Annotated in this window: 15 protein-coding genes and 1 tRNA gene; 11 read left to right on the forward strand and 5 right to left on the reverse strand. The window is 60.6% G+C overall.

Annotated elements, in window-relative coordinates:
• Nucleotides 1-497 precede the first annotated feature (497 nt).
• The 3 genes from CFB24_RS23075 to CFB24_RS12830 all read left to right on the forward strand — a co-directional run bounded on the left by CFB24_RS23075 (nt 498) and on the right by CFB24_RS12830 (nt 2,873).
• Nucleotides 498-1,508, forward strand: coding sequence for a hypothetical protein (locus CFB24_RS23075; protein WP_176440441.1), 1,011 nt, complete (start codon nt 498-500; stop codon nt 1,506-1,508).
• A gap of 65 nt (nt 1,509-1,573) precedes the next feature.
• Entirely contained in the window at nt 1,574-2,365 is a 792-nt protein-coding gene (locus CFB24_RS12825) for a uracil-DNA glycosylase family protein (protein WP_088521029.1), read from the forward strand.
• Between the two features lie 46 nt (nt 2,366-2,411).
• The gene (locus tag CFB24_RS12830) at nt 2,412-2,873 is read left to right on the forward strand and encodes a helix-turn-helix domain-containing protein (protein ID WP_141098438.1); all 462 of its coding nucleotides are present in this window, start codon (nt 2,412-2,414) and stop codon (nt 2,871-2,873) included.
• Nucleotides 2,874-3,078: 205 nt separating this feature from the next.
• Here the strand turns inward: CFB24_RS12830 and CFB24_RS12835 are convergent, their stop codons facing one another.
• Together CFB24_RS12835 and CFB24_RS12840 are read right to left on the reverse strand one after the other, a co-directional pair.
• On the reverse strand, nt 3,079-4,599 hold the full coding sequence (locus CFB24_RS12835; RefSeq protein ID WP_141098439.1) for a site-specific integrase: 1,521 nt from the start codon (nt 4,597-4,599) through the stop codon (nt 3,079-3,081).
• 64 nt (nt 4,600-4,663) lie between these two features.
• A tRNA-Ala gene (locus tag CFB24_RS12840) sits at nt 4,664-4,739 on the reverse strand.
• A gap of 124 nt (nt 4,740-4,863) precedes the next feature.
• Here CFB24_RS12840 and CFB24_RS12845 point away from each other — a divergent pair.
• The 3 genes from CFB24_RS12845 to CFB24_RS12855 are packed head-to-tail and all read left to right on the forward strand — an operon-like array spanning nt 4,864 to nt 6,610.
• On the forward strand, nt 4,864-5,181 hold the full coding sequence (locus CFB24_RS12845) for a YggT family protein (protein WP_088521032.1): 318 nt from the start codon (nt 4,864-4,866) through the stop codon (nt 5,179-5,181).
• Nucleotides 5,178-5,504: a DUF167 family protein gene (locus CFB24_RS12850; protein WP_088521033.1), complete on the forward strand. Its 327-nt coding sequence runs from the start codon at nt 5,178-5,180 to the stop codon at nt 5,502-5,504. The genes CFB24_RS12845 and CFB24_RS12850 overlap by 4 nt, the downstream gene beginning before the upstream one ends.
• Before the next feature lie 56 nt (nt 5,505-5,560).
• Nucleotides 5,561-6,610 carry a MaoC family dehydratase gene (locus tag CFB24_RS12855; RefSeq protein ID WP_088521034.1) on the forward strand — a complete coding sequence of 350 codons (1,050 nt, stop codon included), beginning with the start codon at nt 5,561-5,563 and terminating at the stop codon, nt 6,608-6,610.
• Here the strand turns inward: CFB24_RS12855 and CFB24_RS12860 are convergent.
• Nucleotides 6,597-7,028: an ArsC/Spx/MgsR family protein gene (locus CFB24_RS12860; RefSeq protein WP_088521035.1), complete on the reverse strand. Its 432-nt coding sequence runs from the start codon at nt 7,026-7,028 to the stop codon at nt 6,597-6,599. The genes CFB24_RS12855 and CFB24_RS12860 overlap by 14 nt on opposite strands.
• 9 nt (nt 7,029-7,037) lie before the next feature.
• Nucleotides 7,038-7,466, reverse strand: coding sequence for a response regulator (locus tag CFB24_RS12865; protein WP_088521036.1), 429 nt, complete (start codon nt 7,464-7,466; stop codon nt 7,038-7,040).
• A 390-nt stretch (nt 7,467-7,856) separates the two neighbouring features.
• On the opposite strand from CFB24_RS12865, the gene nifH reads away from it, so the two are divergent.
• From nifH to nifK, 3 genes are all read left to right on the forward strand, one after another.
• Nucleotides 7,857-8,732 (forward strand): nitrogenase iron protein, encoded by an 876-nt coding sequence (gene nifH, locus CFB24_RS12870; RefSeq protein WP_088521037.1) that lies wholly within the window; start codon nt 7,857-7,859, stop codon nt 8,730-8,732.
• A gap of 96 nt (nt 8,733-8,828) precedes the next feature.
• The gene (gene nifD, locus CFB24_RS12875; RefSeq protein WP_088521038.1) at nt 8,829-10,328 is read left to right on the forward strand and encodes a nitrogenase molybdenum-iron protein alpha chain; all 1,500 of its coding nucleotides are present in this window, start codon (nt 8,829-8,831) and stop codon (nt 10,326-10,328) included.
• A 71-nt stretch (nt 10,329-10,399) separates the two neighbouring features.
• Nucleotides 10,400-11,959: a nitrogenase molybdenum-iron protein subunit beta gene (gene nifK / locus CFB24_RS12880; RefSeq protein WP_088521039.1), complete on the forward strand. Its 1,560-nt coding sequence runs from the start codon at nt 10,400-10,402 to the stop codon at nt 11,957-11,959.
• Nucleotides 11,960-12,028: 69 nt separating this feature from the next.
• Here the strand turns inward: nifK and CFB24_RS12885 are convergent, their stop codons facing one another.
• The gene (locus CFB24_RS12885) at nt 12,029-12,688 is read right to left on the reverse strand and encodes a glutathione S-transferase family protein (RefSeq protein WP_088521040.1); all 660 of its coding nucleotides are present in this window, start codon (nt 12,686-12,688) and stop codon (nt 12,029-12,031) included.
• 154 nt (nt 12,689-12,842) lie between these two features.
• Here CFB24_RS12885 and nifE point away from each other — a divergent pair, with 154 nt between their 5' ends.
• On the forward strand, nt 12,843-14,522 hold the full coding sequence (gene nifE / locus CFB24_RS12890) for a nitrogenase iron-molybdenum cofactor biosynthesis protein NifE (protein WP_088521041.1): 1,680 nt from the start codon (nt 12,843-12,845) through the stop codon (nt 14,520-14,522).
• Between the two features lie 4 nt (nt 14,523-14,526).
• The gene (gene nifN / locus CFB24_RS12895) at nt 14,527-15,933 is read left to right on the forward strand and encodes a nitrogenase iron-molybdenum cofactor biosynthesis protein NifN (RefSeq protein WP_088521042.1); all 1,407 of its coding nucleotides are present in this window, start codon (nt 14,527-14,529) and stop codon (nt 15,931-15,933) included.
• Nucleotides 15,934-15,946 lie beyond the last annotated feature (13 nt).

Genomic DNA, 15,946 nt, shown 5'->3' on the forward strand with positions numbered 1-15,946 from the left:
GGCTCACCATAACCCTGTCGGCGGGTGCCCCATGGACGACAACGGAAGCTCCCCTCAGCTCCACCACTCCTTCCAACATATTGATCTGCATCAGAATTCGGCGACAGTTGCACCAGACTGTCGCACAACGGTGTCGCACATCGGCACGGACAAAGCGCGCGTAAGCGGTTGTAAAACCGTCGAAAACAGCCGCGCCGACTGTCGCGCAAATCTGCTGCACAATGGTGTCGCACATCGTCGAAAACAGCGTCCGACCGGAATATGGCTGCGGGGCGCGGTCTGGCAGTTTCGGATGAGAGTTCCGTCTAAGGTCGTGGCGAAGGTCGGGCGAGAGTGGCGTGTGGCGGGGTTAGGGTGGACTATTCGCGGATGTTTTGGGCGTAACTGGGCGAGGGGGGGCACAAAAAAATGACCAGCACGTAAGAACGCTTGTTGCCTTCCAATCGAGCGTCTGCAAGAGTGCATTCGGAAGCCACGAATGCACGGATCTGGCCGCAATGAGCGCAAAGGACAAAAATCTTATCCCCGCTGAAGAGCGTCAGCTCCTCTATATTGAGTATGGGGGATATGACGGCGTTGAAAACATATTGCGCGAATTATGTGAGCGGCTGTCGGACTACCTGTCGGCGATTGCGCAGCCGGAAGTTGTAAATCAGGCGCTTATCAGAATTCTGGCCCCTGATCACGACCGAAAAGGAACAGAAATCCTGCCGTCTGTAGATTGGAGAAAGGTCTTAGACGATACTTCTGGACTGTGGTTTACAGAGTTACCGATTGGAGGTGTCCTATTTCAGCTCGGAGCGTATGCGAACTATGGTATAGTGATGAGCAATACGGAGGGCCGCGTCGATGACGCGCATAAAAAACTCGAAGAGCTTATCGAGAGAGCTGAGACATTTTATAAGCTTTCGCCTTTGGATTTATGGGGAATCGAGCCAAACAATGACCTCCAGAAGCTTGTTCAGATAGCTTCCAATCGGTGGGCGCTCGATAACGGTCGTCCGGTCGAGCCAGTCGCTCTCGCCATTTTCGGCGGCGTCAGCGAAGGACGGATGCGCAACATGACGTCCGGTCAGAACAAGACGTTCTCGCTGGTGGACGGACGTATCCCGGCGCAGGAAGCTCTAGCGTGGCTCAGCACCAGAGACGAGTTCTGGAATTCGATCTGGCGTGAGGACGCCCAACCGCAATATGGCATGAGCCGCGAAGCGCCGATCAAGGAAGCAATTTTTCTTCCCGTCGCGCGCGATGGCAGCGTGTTTCACCCCGGCCTGTATCGCGGTTCCGGCTACACTATTGGACCCAAAGGCTCGGAAGATACGGTAGAGCATTTCGAAAATGCCCTGAAAACATTGCAAGAAATGCCCACCCCTTACTGGCGTCGCCCGAACGAGAAGGGAAACTGGGGCATTGTCGTGGGAATCGAGTGGGCACGGTTCGACGCATCCGAATTGGACGCAATCGCGCGGACGCCCGGCTATCGCGTTTCGGATCGTCGGAACGCCTGATCCCGTTGAGATCGCAGCTTCACGGTCGTTTTCGCGTCATCGTCTTTTCAGATGGAAGCAAGCTAATGTCCAACGAACTATTTTCCGAATTCAAGAACGCCGTTTCCGAGCTGGCCGAAGCGGAACTTCTCGCCGAAGTCGCTCGTCCGCAGAGGCTTTTGATCGCCAGTGACCACGTGGGTGCTCGCACACTCGACGTCGCCTACGCGCCCTTTGATCATGTTAACCTCGGCGCCGATATCGTGATTGTCGGGATCACGCCCGGTCGCCATCAGATGCAAAATGCCCTGCTTGAGGCGCGTAGATGCCTGAAGGCGGGCTTGAGTGATGAAGCGGCGAAGAGCGCCGCCAAAGTCTTCGCAAGCTTCTCGGGTCCGATGCGGACGAATCTTGTCTCGATGCTCGATAGCGTGGGCGTTAACCAAGCCCTTGGGCTGTCGTCTACCGCGACGCTTTGGGGTGCCGACGCCGCGCGCGTGCATTTCACCTCCGCCTTGCGATACCCGGTATTCATTGACAACGAGAATTACTCAGGCGCGCCTTCGATGCTCGCTACGCCTCTACTCAAAAAGCAACTGATGCAGTGGTTCGCGACCGAAATGGAGGCATTGCCGAACGCTGTGTTCGTTCCGCTCGGCCCCAAGGTTACTGAAGCGGTCGAGGTCGTCGCTTCCAAGCTCGGGATCGGTTCCGCGCGCATCCTTTCGGGCTTGCCCCATCCAAGTGGCGCGAACGCTGAGCGCATCGCCTTTTTTCTTGGGAGAAAAAAGCGCGCTGACGTTTCTGCCAAGGTGGATGCTGACCGTTTGTTGGCGTGCCGTGCCGAGTTGGAAACGAAAATCGGTTCTTGGCGGTAACCGCGAAACCAAACTCGCCGTCCGCGAGACGGAAAGGAATGCATCGATGGAAGTTCTTGAAAAAACAAAAACTCGGCCCGGCATGTCTCACGCCGACACCCTAATGGCACGCTACCTCACGAAACGAATAGACGAGTTGTCTAAAGTTAAGACCCAGCGCCAGATCGCGGCGGAAATCGGCTACGACAAGCCGAACATGATTTCCATGTTCAAGCGGGGCGAGTCAAAGGTTCCACTGGACAAGATTCCGGCTCTCGCCATGGCTCTGAATGTCGATCCTGCTCATTTGTTCCGGCTGGCTATGGAGCAGCAGTGGCCCGGCATGAAATCTACCGTGCACGAAATCTTCAAGAATATCGCCTCCGAAAACGAAGCGGAAATTTTGCTCAAGCCTTGGCGCGAATGGACGAAGGATCGCGACCCGTCTCCGACCGCGCGCGCGGCTGAAATCCTCGAACGTGCGTTCAAGGAAATCATGGGTGTCGCGCCTGAGGCGACAGGGCGCTGAAATAGGCGACGTCGTTTAGGCGCTGTAGGCGGTCGCGAAAATCCTCTCGTGTTGAGCGCACGAAGCTTGATCAAATAACACCTACCTCTGGCGGGCGCTTTTGCTCGGCACCTGAGCCAGATCGGACCGGGGATGCTGGTGACGGCGGGAGAGACCGCTTCTTCGTTGTGCAAACTTGCCCGGTGCCGCAAGGTGCCGGGCCTTTTCACGACGGGTCCAGCGACAGATGCCTGAAACTGCATCCTTGATAATCGACCTTCGCAATCGCCTCCCGGAGAATGTTCACGCTGAAACCGCGTCCGTAATTTTCGGCGGTGTCATCGCAGTCGCTATTCTCGTTCGCCCACCCCCCGAGAGCGTAGGCGATATCCTTTCGCACTTTGGCTTCGCGCAGAGCATCGCGAAAATTGTGCCGGAAGCTATGAAATGAGGTTCTTGGCGCCTTGGCCCCGGCCTTTTCAAGAAAATTCGCGAACCATTTGGAAAAATTGTCGCTGTAATAACCGGTCGAGGCGACCGAGAGATCAGAGAAAAGCTTCCCGCGACCTGACGCGCGGCGGCTGTTTACATATTGAAGTATGCCGATTTCAATCAAGGTTGGGTGGACTGGAACAAAACGTTCTGCGTTCTCGGTCTTCAGCTTCTTGTCAATTGCCCCAGACCCCGTCTCGCGGGTGATCACAAAGCATTCTACTTCATCGATCTTCTTGACGTCCGCGATCTCCAACTGACAGATTTCATTCAAGCGCATCCCGCTAAAGAGGCCGATCAACGGAACCCAAAACCGGCCTCGGCGGGGCTTGCATTTCCCCGGATGAGCATATCCCGCTTCGTCATCCACGCACCCTTTATAAAGCGGCGCGTTGAATATCCGGGTCAATTGCTCGTTGGTGAACGGCTGACGCTTGTCCTTCTTCCTGACCGGATCAACGACTCGCAAGCCGCGCGCCGGGTTTTTAAAGATATACCCTTCGTTTTCGGCCCAATTGAATAGGGCTGACAATTTGTTGAGGTAGCCGTTCACCGTCGTCGCGCTCATCGGGCGCCGACCCTCCGCTTTTGCGCGCTCCGCTGCTTCTCTGGCGCTTAGCTTTCCATACCGTTTAGTGGCGTTCGACGGCATAAACCGCAGCGTGTCGAGCACGTCACGGCAAACATCACGTGTGATCGATTCAATGGGGGTGTCTTCGCCAACGAGTTCGGCGAGGCGATTGAAGGTCGAGTTGTAGGCCAGCATCGTCTTGGCCGAGCGTTCGGCGGCGGGGTCGCCAATGTAACGTTCATACACCAACTTCAGGGTCAGCTTTGGCTTTAATGGCGCGGCAACCGTCTGGTGCTGCCTTTGCAGTTCGACCTGATGAATCGAAGTTGAAGGCGCTGGCACATGAACTGAAAAATGGTGCCCACTCCACTCGTTGTCGGCACGGATGGCATCGAACGATTGCTGAAACTCGCTCGCGACGATCCGCGCCTGTCGAATCGCTTCCCGATAATCGGACGTTCGAAGCGACCGATTCACGAACTCTCGCCCGACCTTCGCCACGACCTTAGACGGAACTCTCATCCGAAACTGCCAGACCGCGCCCCGCAGCCATATTCCGGTCGGACGCTGTTTTCGACGATGTGCGACACCATTGTGCAGCAGATTTGCGCGACAGTCGGCGCGGCTGTTTTCGACGGTTTTACAACCGCTTACGCGCGCTTTGTCCGTGCCGATGTGCGACACCGTTGTGCGACAGTCTGGTGCAACTGTCGCCGAATTCTGTTGTAGATCATTATGTTGGAAGGAGTGGTGGAGCTGAGGGGATTCGAACCCCTGACCTCTGCAGTGCGATTGCAGCGCTCTCCCATCTGAGCTACAGCCCCGCTCCGAGGCGGGTGTTTAGGGCCAGCGCGGCCTTCTGTCAATCGGCCTGTGAAAAAATCACGCGCTTGTTTGCCGAAGCTCCAGGCCTTAAATCAAAAACACGCATTTCTCCGGGGAGACCCCATGGCCGCCGCATTCATCATTCCGGTTTTCAAGGTCATCAATATGGCCCTCGACCTCTATTGGTGGGTCATCATCATCATGGCGGTCATGTCCTGGCTGCTGGCGTTCGACGTCATCAACATGCGCAACGATCTCGTCCGTTCGCTGTGGAACATGTCCAACGCCCTCACCGAGCCGGTTCTGCGGCCGATTCGCCGCTTCCTGCCGCCGCTCGGCGGCATGGACATTTCGCCCATCGTCCTGCTGCTGCTGCTGTCCTTCGTCCAAATGGAGCTGGGCGAACTGGCCGCCGCCCTGATGCGCGCCTCCTATTCATGACGCCTCCCTGGCGGGCGCGTTCCGATGGCCTCGAACTTTTCGTTCGCCTGACGCCCAAGAGCGCGCGCGACCGGCTTGAGGGCGTCGAAACGCTCGCCGACGGCCAGAACGTGCTGAAATGCCGTGTCCGCGCGGTTCCCGAGGACGGCAAGGCCAACGCCGCCCTGATCGCCCTGGTCGCCAAACAGCTGAAAACGCCGGCCTCGCGCATTCGCCTCGCCGCCGGCGCCACGTCCCGCGTCAAGACCCTGCATCTGACCGGGGAGGCTGGCTTGCTGGCCGAACGGCTGGAAAAGCTCGTCGCGGAAGCCTCCCCCTCATAGTCGCATTGCCAAACGCCCTGGTTTCGGGCAGATGCCCGTCAAAAGCGGAGGCGTTTATGAGCAAGACCAATTCAGGTAATTTTTTTGAGGATTTCAGGATCGGTCAGGTGATCGCCCATGCGACGCCGCGCACGGTCACAACGGGCGACATCGCGCTCTACACCGCGCTTTACGGCTCGCGTTTCGCCGTTCAGTCGTCCGACGCCTTCGCGCACCAGATCGGTTATTCGAAAAGCCCTGTCGACGATCTGCTGGTGTTCCATATCGTGTTCGGCAAGACGGTGCCCGACATTTCCCTCAATGCGGTGGCGAACCTCGGCTATGCCGATTGCCGTTTTCTCGCCCCGGTCTTTCCGGGCGACACCCTGTCGGCGACCTCTGAAGTCATCGGGCTCAAGGAAAATTCCAACGGCCAGACCGGCGTGGTCTATGTGCGCTCGCGCGGCTTCAATCAAAAAGGCGCGGTGGTTCTTGACTATGTGCGCTGGGTGATGGTGCGCAAGCGCGATCCGAAAAGCCCCGCGCCGGCGGAGGTTGTGCCGCAATTGCCGCGCGCTTTGGCGCCCGACCAACTCGGCGACGCGCTGCCGGTGATCGACGTGCGCAAGTACAATTTCGATCTGGCCGGCTCGAAGCACCGCTGGGGCGATTATCTGCCGGGCGAGCGCATCGACCATGTCGATGGCATGACGGTCGAGGAGGCCGAACACCAGCTCGCCACCCGACTCTACCAGAACACCGCCAAGGTGCATTTCAACCAGTTTTCCGAAGGGCACGGCCGGTTCGGCCGCCGCCTGATCTATGGCGGCCATGTCATCTCGCTCGCCCGCGCGCTCAGCTTCAACGGCCTGGGCAACGCCTTCCACATCGCGGCGATCAATGGCGGGCGCCATGTCAGCCCGCTGTTCGCGGGCCTGACCGTGTTCGCCTGGACGGAAGTGTTGGAGCGCGCCGAAATCGCCGGGCGCGAGGATGTCGGCGCGCTGCGCCTGCGCACCATCGCGACCAAGGACCAGCCTTGCGCGGCCTATCCGTTGAAGGAGGGCGACGCCTATCACCCCAGCGTCATCCTCGATCTCGACTATTGGGCGCTTATTCCGCGCTGACCTTCTCGGGCGTCGGGCAGGGCGTCCCGTCCGGCCGCGAGCAGGCGACGGTCGCGGACGGCTCCTTGTCGGGGCCGAGCAGCGCCTGAACCAGCGGCCGGTCGAACCCCGAACATTTGTGTCCGTCGGCCTCGATCAGGGGCCGGCGGATCAACAGCGGCGCCGCCGTCATCGTCTCCAGCGCGAGATCGGCGTCGAAGGCGCGGGGATTGATCGCGCCGGATTTCACTTGGGGCGCGTTGGGGTTGAACCAGGTGTCCACCGCCGTGTCGCCGAAGAAGCTGCGCAGCCGGTCCGCCGTCCAACTTTCCGCGAGCAGGTCGCGCGCGACGACCTTATGTCCGGCCTCCGCCAACAGCGCCTTCTGCTTGCGGTTGGTGGCGCAGCCCGGTTTTTCGTAAAAGACAATCTCGGTCATTTCTCACCTTCATGTAATGGAGAGCTGGATCAGCGGCGCGGCGCCGCCGCGTCCCAGCACGACATCCACTTTCTTGCGAACATTTTCGATGGTGAGCGGCTTGACCAGCGCGCCGGCGGCGCCCTTGCGCATCGCCTCGACCGCGAGGCCCTCGTCGGCCTTGTCGCAGACTGTCAGGATTCGCACACCCGGAAATTTTCCGACAATTTCCGTCACCAGATCAAGGCCGCGCGCTTTCAGGAACGAGGCGCCGAGCAGGATGAGGGCGGGCGTCAGCCACGCGTCTTTCTCATAGGCCTCTTCGGGACTGGCCAGTTCGTGCGTCTCGATTTCGTCGTGCAGCATGAATTGCAGCGCGGCGCGGGTGATCTCGTCTTCGTCTATGACAAAGACGCGGCGCTGGTCGGTGGCCTTTGAGGATTCGACGCCAATCTGCATGCGCGAGACTCCAGTTGAGGAAATTGCCTGAAGTTTTAGCAATTTCCGTTCCGAGACCGCCGCCGACACGACGGGCGCGCAAAAATCGCGACAATCATGTCTTGTTTGATCCAGCCGCGACTTGACTGTCGTTATGCCGCCCGTCCGACAACACGGAAGCGTGAACATAAAAACAATTTAAAAACAGCATCTTAAGAAGAAAGATCGGTCTGGCACACCGGTTGCAACATCCTCTGCGGAACGGCGAGTGAGGGCTGAACGCACGCAGACGCTAGACGAGCGATGCGTTCCTTCCCGTCAAAGCGGGTCCGTTTCTACGGAACAGGAACAGTCTCGCGCAGTCGCGCGAAGTTGAGAAGCCACACACGAGACTTTAACAAGGAGCAAAGCATGGCTAGCTTGAGACAGATCGCTTTCTACGGCAAGGGCGGCATCGGCAAGTCGACCACGTCGCAGAACACCCTGGCCGGTCTCACGGAAATGGGTCAGAAGATCCTGATCGTGGGCTGCGATCCCAAGGCCGACTCCACCCGTCTGATCCTGCACGCCAAGGCGCAGGACACCATCCTGTCGCTGGCCGCTGAAGCCGGTTCGGTGGAAGACCTCGAACTCGAAGACGTGCTGAAGGTCGGCTTCGGCGACATCAAGTGCGTTGAGTCCGGCGGTCCGGAGCCGGGCGTGGGCTGCGCCGGCCGCGGCGTCATCACCGCCATCAACTTCCTCGAAGAAAACGGCGCCTATGACGACGTGGACTATGTGTCCTACGACGTGCTCGGCGACGTGGTCTGCGGCGGCTTCGCCATGCCGATCCGCGAGAACAAGGCCCAGGAAATCTACATCGTCATGTCCGGCGAGATGATGGCCATGTATGCGGCCAACAACATCTCCAAGGGCATTCTGAAATACGCCAATTCCGGCGGCGTGCGCCTGGGTGGGCTGGTCTGCAACGAGCGCAAGACCGACAAGGAATATGATCTGGCCGAGTCCCTCGCCGGCAAGCTGGGCACCAAGCTGATCCATTTCGTGCCGCGTGACAATATCGTGCAGCACGCCGAACTGCGCCGCATGACGGTGGTGGAATACGCCCCCGAATCCAAGCAGGCCGGCGAATATCGCACCCTGGCCCACAAGGTGCACAACAACGCCGGCAACGGCACCATCCCGACCCCGATCACCATGGACGAGCTGGAAGACCTGCTGATGGAACACGGCATCATGCCGACCATCGACGAGACCCAGGTCGGCAAGAAGGCCGTGGAAGCCTGACACTGAAGGTCCGGCCGCTCATCGAGCGGCCGGACATCCAGGCAAACAGAGGGCATGCGCCGCTTTCCCTAGGCGCGCGATTTTAGAGGTGGCGACATGAGCGTTGCGAACGAAGAAACTGTTGACGTCAAGGCGCGCAACAAGGACCTGATCAAGGAAGTCCTTGCCGTCTATCCCGAAAAGACGGCCAAGCGCCGCGCCAAGCATCTGAACGTCCACGAGCAGGGCAAGTCCGACTGCGGCGTGAAGTCCAACATCAAGTCCATCCCCGGCGTGATGACCATCCGCGGTTGCGCCTACGCCGGCTCCAAGGGCGTGGTGTGGGGCCCGATCAAGGACATGGTCCATATCTCCCACGGCCCCGTCGGCTGCGGTCAGTATTCCTGGTCCTCGCGCCGCAACTATTTCATCGGCGTCACCGGCGTCGACTCGTTCGGCACGATGCAGTTCACCTCCGACTTCCAGGAGAAGGACATCGTGTTCGGCGGCGACAAGAAGCTCGCCAAGCTGATGGACGAAATCCAGGAGCTGTTCCCGCTCAACAAGGGCATCACGGTTCAGTCGGAATGCCCGATCGGCCTGATCGGCGACGACATCGAGGCAGTCTCCAAGGTCAAGTCGAAGGAATACGGCGGCAAGACCATCGTTCCCGTCCGCTGCGAAGGTTTCCGCGGCGTGTCCCAGTCGCTGGGCCACCACATCGCCAATGACGCGGTGCGCGACTACATCTTCGACAAGACCGACCCGTCCAAGCTCGCCGAGTTCGAGTCGACCCCTTACGACGTCGCGATCATCGGCGACTACAACATCGGCGGCGACGCCTGGGCCTCGCGCATCCTGCTCGAAGAGATGGGCCTGCGCGTGATCGCCCAGTGGTCGGGCGACGGCACCCTCGCGGAACTCGAAGCAACGCCGAAGGCGAAGCTGAACGTGCTGCACTGCTACCGTTCGATGAATTACATCTCCCGCCACATGGAAGAAAAGTTCGGCATTCCGTGGTGCGAATACAACTTCTTCGGCCCGACCAAGATCGTCGACAGCTTGCGCAAGATCGCCAGCTATTTCGACGACAAGATCAAGGAAGGCGCCGAGCGCGTCATCGCCAAGTACCAGCCTCTGATGGACGCGGTCATCGCCAAGTACCGCCCGCGCCTCGAAGGCAAGAAGGTGATGCTCTACGTCGGCGGCCTGCGTCCGCGCCACGTCATTGGCGCGTATGAAGATCTCGGCATGGAAGTGGTCGGCACCGGCTACGAATTCGCGCACAACGACGACTATCAGCGCACCGCCCAGCACTATGTGAAGGACGGCACCCTGATCTACGACGACGTCAACGGCTACGAATTCGAGAAGTTCGTCGAGAAGGTCCAGCCGGATCTCGTCGGTTCCGGCATCAAGGAAAAGTACGTGTTCCAGAAGATGGGCGTGCCGTTCCGCCAGATGCACAGCTGGGATTATTCCGGCCCGTATCACGGCTATGACGGCTTCGCCATCTTCGCCCGCGACATGGACATGGCGATCAACGCGCCGGTCTGGAAAATGGCCAAGGCCCCCTGGAAGACGGACGCCGCCGCCACCGCCGTCGCGGCTGAGTAATACGACGGCCGGCTCCGCTTCCCACCGGCGGAGCCGGCCCCTCCCACACACCGACAGCAGAGGGCATCCCCATGGCGCAGAACGCCGACAACGTACTTGACCACTTCGACCTGTTCCGTGGTCCCGAATACCAGGAAATGTTGGCCAACAAGAAGGCCAAGTTCGAGCATGGCCATGATCCGGCCGAAGTCGAGCGCGTCCGCGAATGGCTGAAGACCGAAGAGTACCAGGAAAAGAATTTCGCCCGCGAAGCCCTGACCGTCAATCCGGCCAAGGCCTGCCAGCCGCTCGGCGCGGTGTTCGTCGCGGTCGGCTTTAACGGCGCCATTCCCTTCGTCCACGGTTCGCAGGGCTGCGTCGCTTACTATCGCTCGCACTTCTCGCGTCACTTCAAGGAGCCGACCTCCTGCGTCTCCTCCTCGATGACCGAAGATGCGGCGGTGTTCGGCGGCCTCAACAACATGATTGACGGCCTGGCCAACACGTACAGCATGTACAAGCCGAAGATGATCGTCGTCTCCACCACCTGCATGGCGGAAGTCATCGGCGACGATTTGAACGCCTTCATCAAGACCGCGAAGGAAAAGGGCTCGGTCCCGGCTGACTTCGACGTTCCCTTCTCCCACACCCCGGCCTTCGTCGGCAGCCACATCACCGGCTACGACAACGCCATGAAGGGCGTGCTGGAGCATTTCTGGGACGGCAAGGCCGGCACGGCCGAGAAGTCCACGCCCGTCAAGAACGGCTCGATCAACTTCCTCGGCGGCTTCGACGGCTACACCGTCGGCAACCTGCGCGAAATCAAGCGTATCTTCAACGAGATGGGCGTGAAGTACACCATCGTCGGCGACAATTCGGACGTGTGGGACACCCCCACCGACGGCGAATTCCGCATGTATGACGGCGGCACCACGATCGAGGAAGTGACCAATGCGGTCCACGCTTCCGCGACCATTTCGATGCAGGAATATTGCACCGAAAAAACGCTGCCCTTCATCGCCGATCACGGCCAGGAAGTCGCCGCCTTCAATCACCCGATCTCGGTGAAGGCGACCGACAAGTTCCTGATGACTGTCGCCAAGCTCGCCGGCGTGGAAATCCCGGCTTCGCTCGAGAAGGAGCGCGGCCGCCTCGTGGACGCCATCGCCGACTCCAGCGCCCACATTCACGGCAAGAAGTTCGCCATCTACGGCGATCCCGACCTGTGCTACGGCCTTGCGGAATTCCTGCTTGAGCTGGGCGCCGAGCCGACCACCGTTCTCGCCACCAACGGCAACAAGCGTTGGGAAGAGAAGATGAAGGCCCTGTTCGCCTCCTCGCCGTTCGGCAAGGACTGCCAGGTCTATTCGCAGAAGGATCTGTGGCACCTTCGGTCGCTGCTGTTCACCCGCCCGGTGGACTTCCTGATCGGCAACACCTACGGCAAGTATCTGGAGCGCGACACCAACACCCCGTTGATCCGCATCGGCTTCCCGATCTTCGACCGTCACCACAAGCACCGCTATCCCGTGTGGGGCTACCAGGGCGGCCTGAACGTCCTCGTGACGATCCTCGACAAGATCTTCGACACGATCGACGCCAACACGATGATCGCCGGCAAGACCGACTACTCGTTCGACATCATCCGCTGATTTGTCGCGAAAGCGACATTGCAGCGAAACGCAGCCCGGGAGACGCAAGTCTCCCGGGTTTTTGCTTTTTCAAGCAAAAGAGTAGGGGCCGCCCTTCTCCAGCGCGCGTCGATAGGCGGGACGCCCGTGAATCGTTTGCAGCCATCCCTTGAGCTTTAAGCGGTCGCCGAGCCCCACGCGCTGGGCCGCCGCCTCCACCGGAAAACTCATCATCACGTCGGCGCCGGAAATTTCCGACCCGGCGAACCAGCCGCCGCGCGCGAGTTCGCTTTCCATCAGGTCGAGCTGGCGTTGAATTTGCGGCTCGAGATAGCTGGTCCGCACCGTGTTCGCGATGGCGCGGGCGATGGGCCGCACAAGCACTGGCGCGCGCTTGACGGTTTCGCCGAACAGCAGCGTCATGACCAGCGGCGGCATGGCGCTGCCTTCAGCGAAATGAAGCCAATAGGTGTAGCGCAGCCGGTCGATGGCGTCCGAGGGCGCAAGCCGGCCCTCGCCGTAGCGCGCCAGACTATATTCGACGATGGCGCCGGTCTCGGCCACGGTCACGCCGTCGTCGGTGATGACCGGCGATTTGCCGAGCGGATGGACGGCGAGCAGTTCGGGCGGCGCCAGCATGGTCCTGGCGTCGCGCTGGTAATGCTTGATCTCATAGGGAACGCCCAGCTCTTCGAGCAGCCACAGCACGCGCTGGGAGCGGGAATTGTTCAAGTGATGAACTGTCAGCATTGACGTTTTCCGGAAGGGTTGGCCGAAACCCGTCATACCACGCTTTTGGACTGCGCGGCGGGGCGGCACGGCGCTTGCTGCCTCTCTCACCAAAGCGCCTCAGGCGCGGCGGAAACCCGACAATTTTCGCGCGCCGAACACGACAGGAGGGCAGATGTCCGTTTCCTCGAAAATCCAGGACGTGTTCAACGAGCCCGGTTGCAGCAAGAACGCCAACAAATCCGCCAAGGACAAGAAGAAGGGCTGCACCAAGGCTTTGCAGCCCGGCGGCGCCGCCGGCGGCTGCGCCTTCGACGGCGCCAAGATTGCGCTGCAACCCTTCGCCGACGTCGCCCATCTCGTCCACGGCCCCATCGCCTGCGAGGGCAATAGCTGGGATAACCGGGGATCGGCCAGCTCCGGCCCGACGCTGTGGCGCACCTCCTTCACCACCGATATGACCGAACAGGACGTGGTGTTCGGCGGCGAGAAAAAACTGTTCAAAGCGTGCAAGGAGATCATCGAGAAATACGATCCCCCGGCGATCTTTGTGTATCAGACCTGCGTGCCCGCCATGATCGGCGACGACATTGGCGCGGTCTGCAAGGCGGCCTCGCAAAAGTTCGGCAAGCCGGTGATCCCGGTCAACGTGCCCGGCTTCGTCGGCCCGAAAAACCTCGGCAACAAGCTCGCGGGCGAAGCCTTGCTCGATTACGTGATCGGCACGGTCGAGCCGGAATACACCACGCCCTACGACATCAACATTATCGGCGAGTTCAATCTTGCGGGCGAGTTCTGGCAGGTCAAGCCGCTGCTCGACGAACTGGGCATCCGCATCCTCTCCTGCATTTCCGGCGACGGCCGCTACAATGAAGTGGCTTCCTCGCATCGCGCCCGCGCCACCATGATGGTCTGCTCCAAGGCCATGATCAATGTCGCGCGCAAAATGGAGGAGCGTTACGGCATCCCGTTCTTCGAAGGCTCGTTCTACGGGATCGAGGACACGTCGGATTCGCTCAAGGAACTCGCCCGCCTGTTGATCGAGCGCGGCGCCGATCCCGAACTGATGGACCGCGTCAACGCTCTGTGCGAGCGCGAGGAGAAGCGCGCCTACGCCGCCATCGCCAAGCTGAAACCCCGTGTGCAAGGCAAGAAGGTGCTGCTCATCACCGGCGGCGTCAAAAGCTGGTCGGTCGTCGCCGCCCTGATGGAGGCCGGCTTTGAAATGGTCGGCACGTCGGTGAAGAAATCGACGCGCGAGGACAAGGAGCGCATCAAGGAGCTGATGGGCCAGGACGCGCACTTGATCGAGGATATGAAGCCGCGCGACATGTACAAGATGCTTCGGGATGCCCGCGCCGACATCATGCTGTCGGGCGGCCGTTCGCAGTTCGTCGCGCTGAAGGCGACCATGCCCTGGCTCGACATCAACCAGGAGCGCCACCAGTGTTATATGGGCTATGTCGGCATGGTGAACCTGGTCAAGGAGATCGACCGCACCCTGTCGAACCCGGTGTGGAAGAAGGTGCGCAAGCCCGCGCCCTGGGCCAAGGTTGGCGACAGCTGGCAGGAAAGAGCCCTCGCCCAGATCGCGCAGGAGCAAGCGGAACTTGCCGCCGACCCCGCCAAGGCTGAGGAAGTTCGTCGCGCGAAAGCGGTGTGCATGTGCAAGGGCGTGACGCTCGGCGCCATCGAGGACGCCATTCGCGGCGGGGCCGCTACAACCGAGGCGGTGAAGGAGAAAACCGCGGCGTCTGGCGGCTGCGGCGCCTGCGCCGTCCGCATCCAGGAAATCCTTGATCAGGGCGCGATTGTCGGACAGCCGACACAACAGATCAATGTCGCGGCGGAGTAAGACAATGGCGATCGTCACCCATTCCCGAAAGAGCGCCGCCGTCAATCCGCTGAAGATGAGCCAGCCGATCGGCGCGGCGCTGGCGTTCATGGGCCTGCGCGGCTGCATGCCGCTGCTGCATGGCTCGCAGGGCTGCACCTCGTTCGGGCTGGTGCTGTTCGTCCGGCATTTCAAAGAAGCCATTCCGATGCAGACCACGGCCATGTCGGAAGTGGCGACCGTGCTCGGCGGCTTCGAGAATGTCGAACAGGCGGTGCTCAACATCGTCAATCGCACCAAGCCGGAAATCATCGGCATCGCTTCGACCGGCGTCACCGAGACCAAGGGCGACGATGTCGAGGGGTTTATTCGCCTGATCCGCCAGCGCCATCCCGAACTCAAGGATTTCCCGCTGGTCTATGTCTCCACCCCCGATTTCACCGGCGCCTTCCAGGACGGCTGGGAAAAGGCGGTGACCAATCTCGTTCGTGAACTCGTGCGCAAGCCCGAGAACGCCGCGCGAAAGGACATGAAGGCGGTGAACGTGCTGCCCGGCAGCCATCTCACCCCCGGCGACATCGAGGAGTTGCGCACCATCATCGAGGACTTCGGACTGGAGCCGACCTTTTTGCCCGACATCGGCCAATCGCTCGATGGTCACATTCCCGACGATTTCACCCCCACCACCATCGGCGGCGTCGGCGTGGAAGAAGTCGCCGCCATGGGCAATGCGGGCTGGACGATTGCGGTCGGCGCGCAAATGCGCGCGGCGGCCGAGGCGATGCAGGAGAAGACCGGCGTTCCCTATCGCCTGTTCGAGAAATTGTGCGGCCTCGAAGCCGGCGACGAGCTGATCGCCTTCCTGACCGAAATTTCGGGCCGTCCGGCGCCGACCAAATACCGCCGCCAGCGCGGCCAATTGATCGACGCCATGCTCGACGGCCATTTCCATATTGGCGGGCGCAAACTGGCCATCGGCGCCGAACCGGACATGCTCTACGACATTGGCTCGTTGCTGCACGACATGGGCGCGCAGATCGAGGCGGCGGTCACCACCACGCAATCGCCGGTGCTGGAAAAGCTCGAGACGCAAGAGGTCGTGATCGGCGATCTCGAAGATTTGGAGACGCTGGCGAAGGAACGGGCGTGCGACCTGCTGGTGACGCACGCGCACGGCCGGCAGGCGGCGGAGCGGTTGAAAATTCCGTTCCATCGCATGGGCATCCCCACCTTCGACCGCATTGGCGCGGCGCATGAGGTTTCCGTCGGCTATCGCGGCGCGCGCGACCTGATCTTCAAAATCGCCAACCTCATCATCGCCCACCGCGAGGCCAACGCCCACGTCACCCCGGACACCTGGCGCTATCCCTGGGGGGAACTTGCGGGCGCCGAAGAAAATGGCGCCGCGATTGCAACGCCTGTCACGCACTGAGATCGATCGAGAG

The sequence above is a fragment of the Rhodoblastus acidophilus genome, assembly GCF_900187365.1.
Taxonomy (GTDB): domain Bacteria; phylum Pseudomonadota; class Alphaproteobacteria; order Rhizobiales; family Beijerinckiaceae; genus Rhodoblastus; species Rhodoblastus acidophilus.

Coding starts and splice junctions, on each gene's coding strand:
- CFB24_RS12830 (WP_141098438.1), top strand. CDS start 2,412: ATGGAAGTTCTTGAAAAAACAAAAACTCGGCCCGGCATGTCTCACGCC.
- CFB24_RS12860 (WP_088521035.1), bottom strand. CDS start 7,028: ATGACCGAGATTGTCTTTTACGAAAAACCGGGCTGCGCCACCAACCGC.
- CFB24_RS12850 (WP_088521033.1), top strand. CDS start 5,178: ATGACGCCTCCCTGGCGGGCGCGTTCCGATGGCCTCGAACTTTTCGTT.
- CFB24_RS23075 (WP_176440441.1), top strand. CDS start 498: ATGAGCGCAAAGGACAAAAATCTTATCCCCGCTGAAGAGCGTCAGCTC.
- nifD (WP_088521038.1), top strand. CDS start 8,829: ATGAGCGTTGCGAACGAAGAAACTGTTGACGTCAAGGCGCGCAACAAG.
- CFB24_RS12855 (WP_088521034.1), top strand. CDS start 5,561: ATGAGCAAGACCAATTCAGGTAATTTTTTTGAGGATTTCAGGATCGGT.
- nifN (WP_088521042.1), top strand. CDS start 14,527: ATGGCGATCGTCACCCATTCCCGAAAGAGCGCCGCCGTCAATCCGCTG.
- nifE (WP_088521041.1), top strand. CDS start 12,843: ATGTCCGTTTCCTCGAAAATCCAGGACGTGTTCAACGAGCCCGGTTGC.
- CFB24_RS12825 (WP_088521029.1), top strand. CDS start 1,574: ATGTCCAACGAACTATTTTCCGAATTCAAGAACGCCGTTTCCGAGCTG.
- CFB24_RS12885 (WP_088521040.1), bottom strand. CDS start 12,688: ATGCTGACAGTTCATCACTTGAACAATTCCCGCTCCCAGCGCGTGCTG.
- CFB24_RS12845 (WP_088521032.1), top strand. CDS start 4,864: ATGGCCGCCGCATTCATCATTCCGGTTTTCAAGGTCATCAATATGGCC.
- nifK (WP_088521039.1), top strand. CDS start 10,400: ATGGCGCAGAACGCCGACAACGTACTTGACCACTTCGACCTGTTCCGT.
- nifH (WP_088521037.1), top strand. CDS start 7,857: ATGGCTAGCTTGAGACAGATCGCTTTCTACGGCAAGGGCGGCATCGGC.
- CFB24_RS12865 (WP_088521036.1), bottom strand. CDS start 7,466: ATGCAGATTGGCGTCGAATCCTCAAAGGCCACCGACCAGCGCCGCGTC.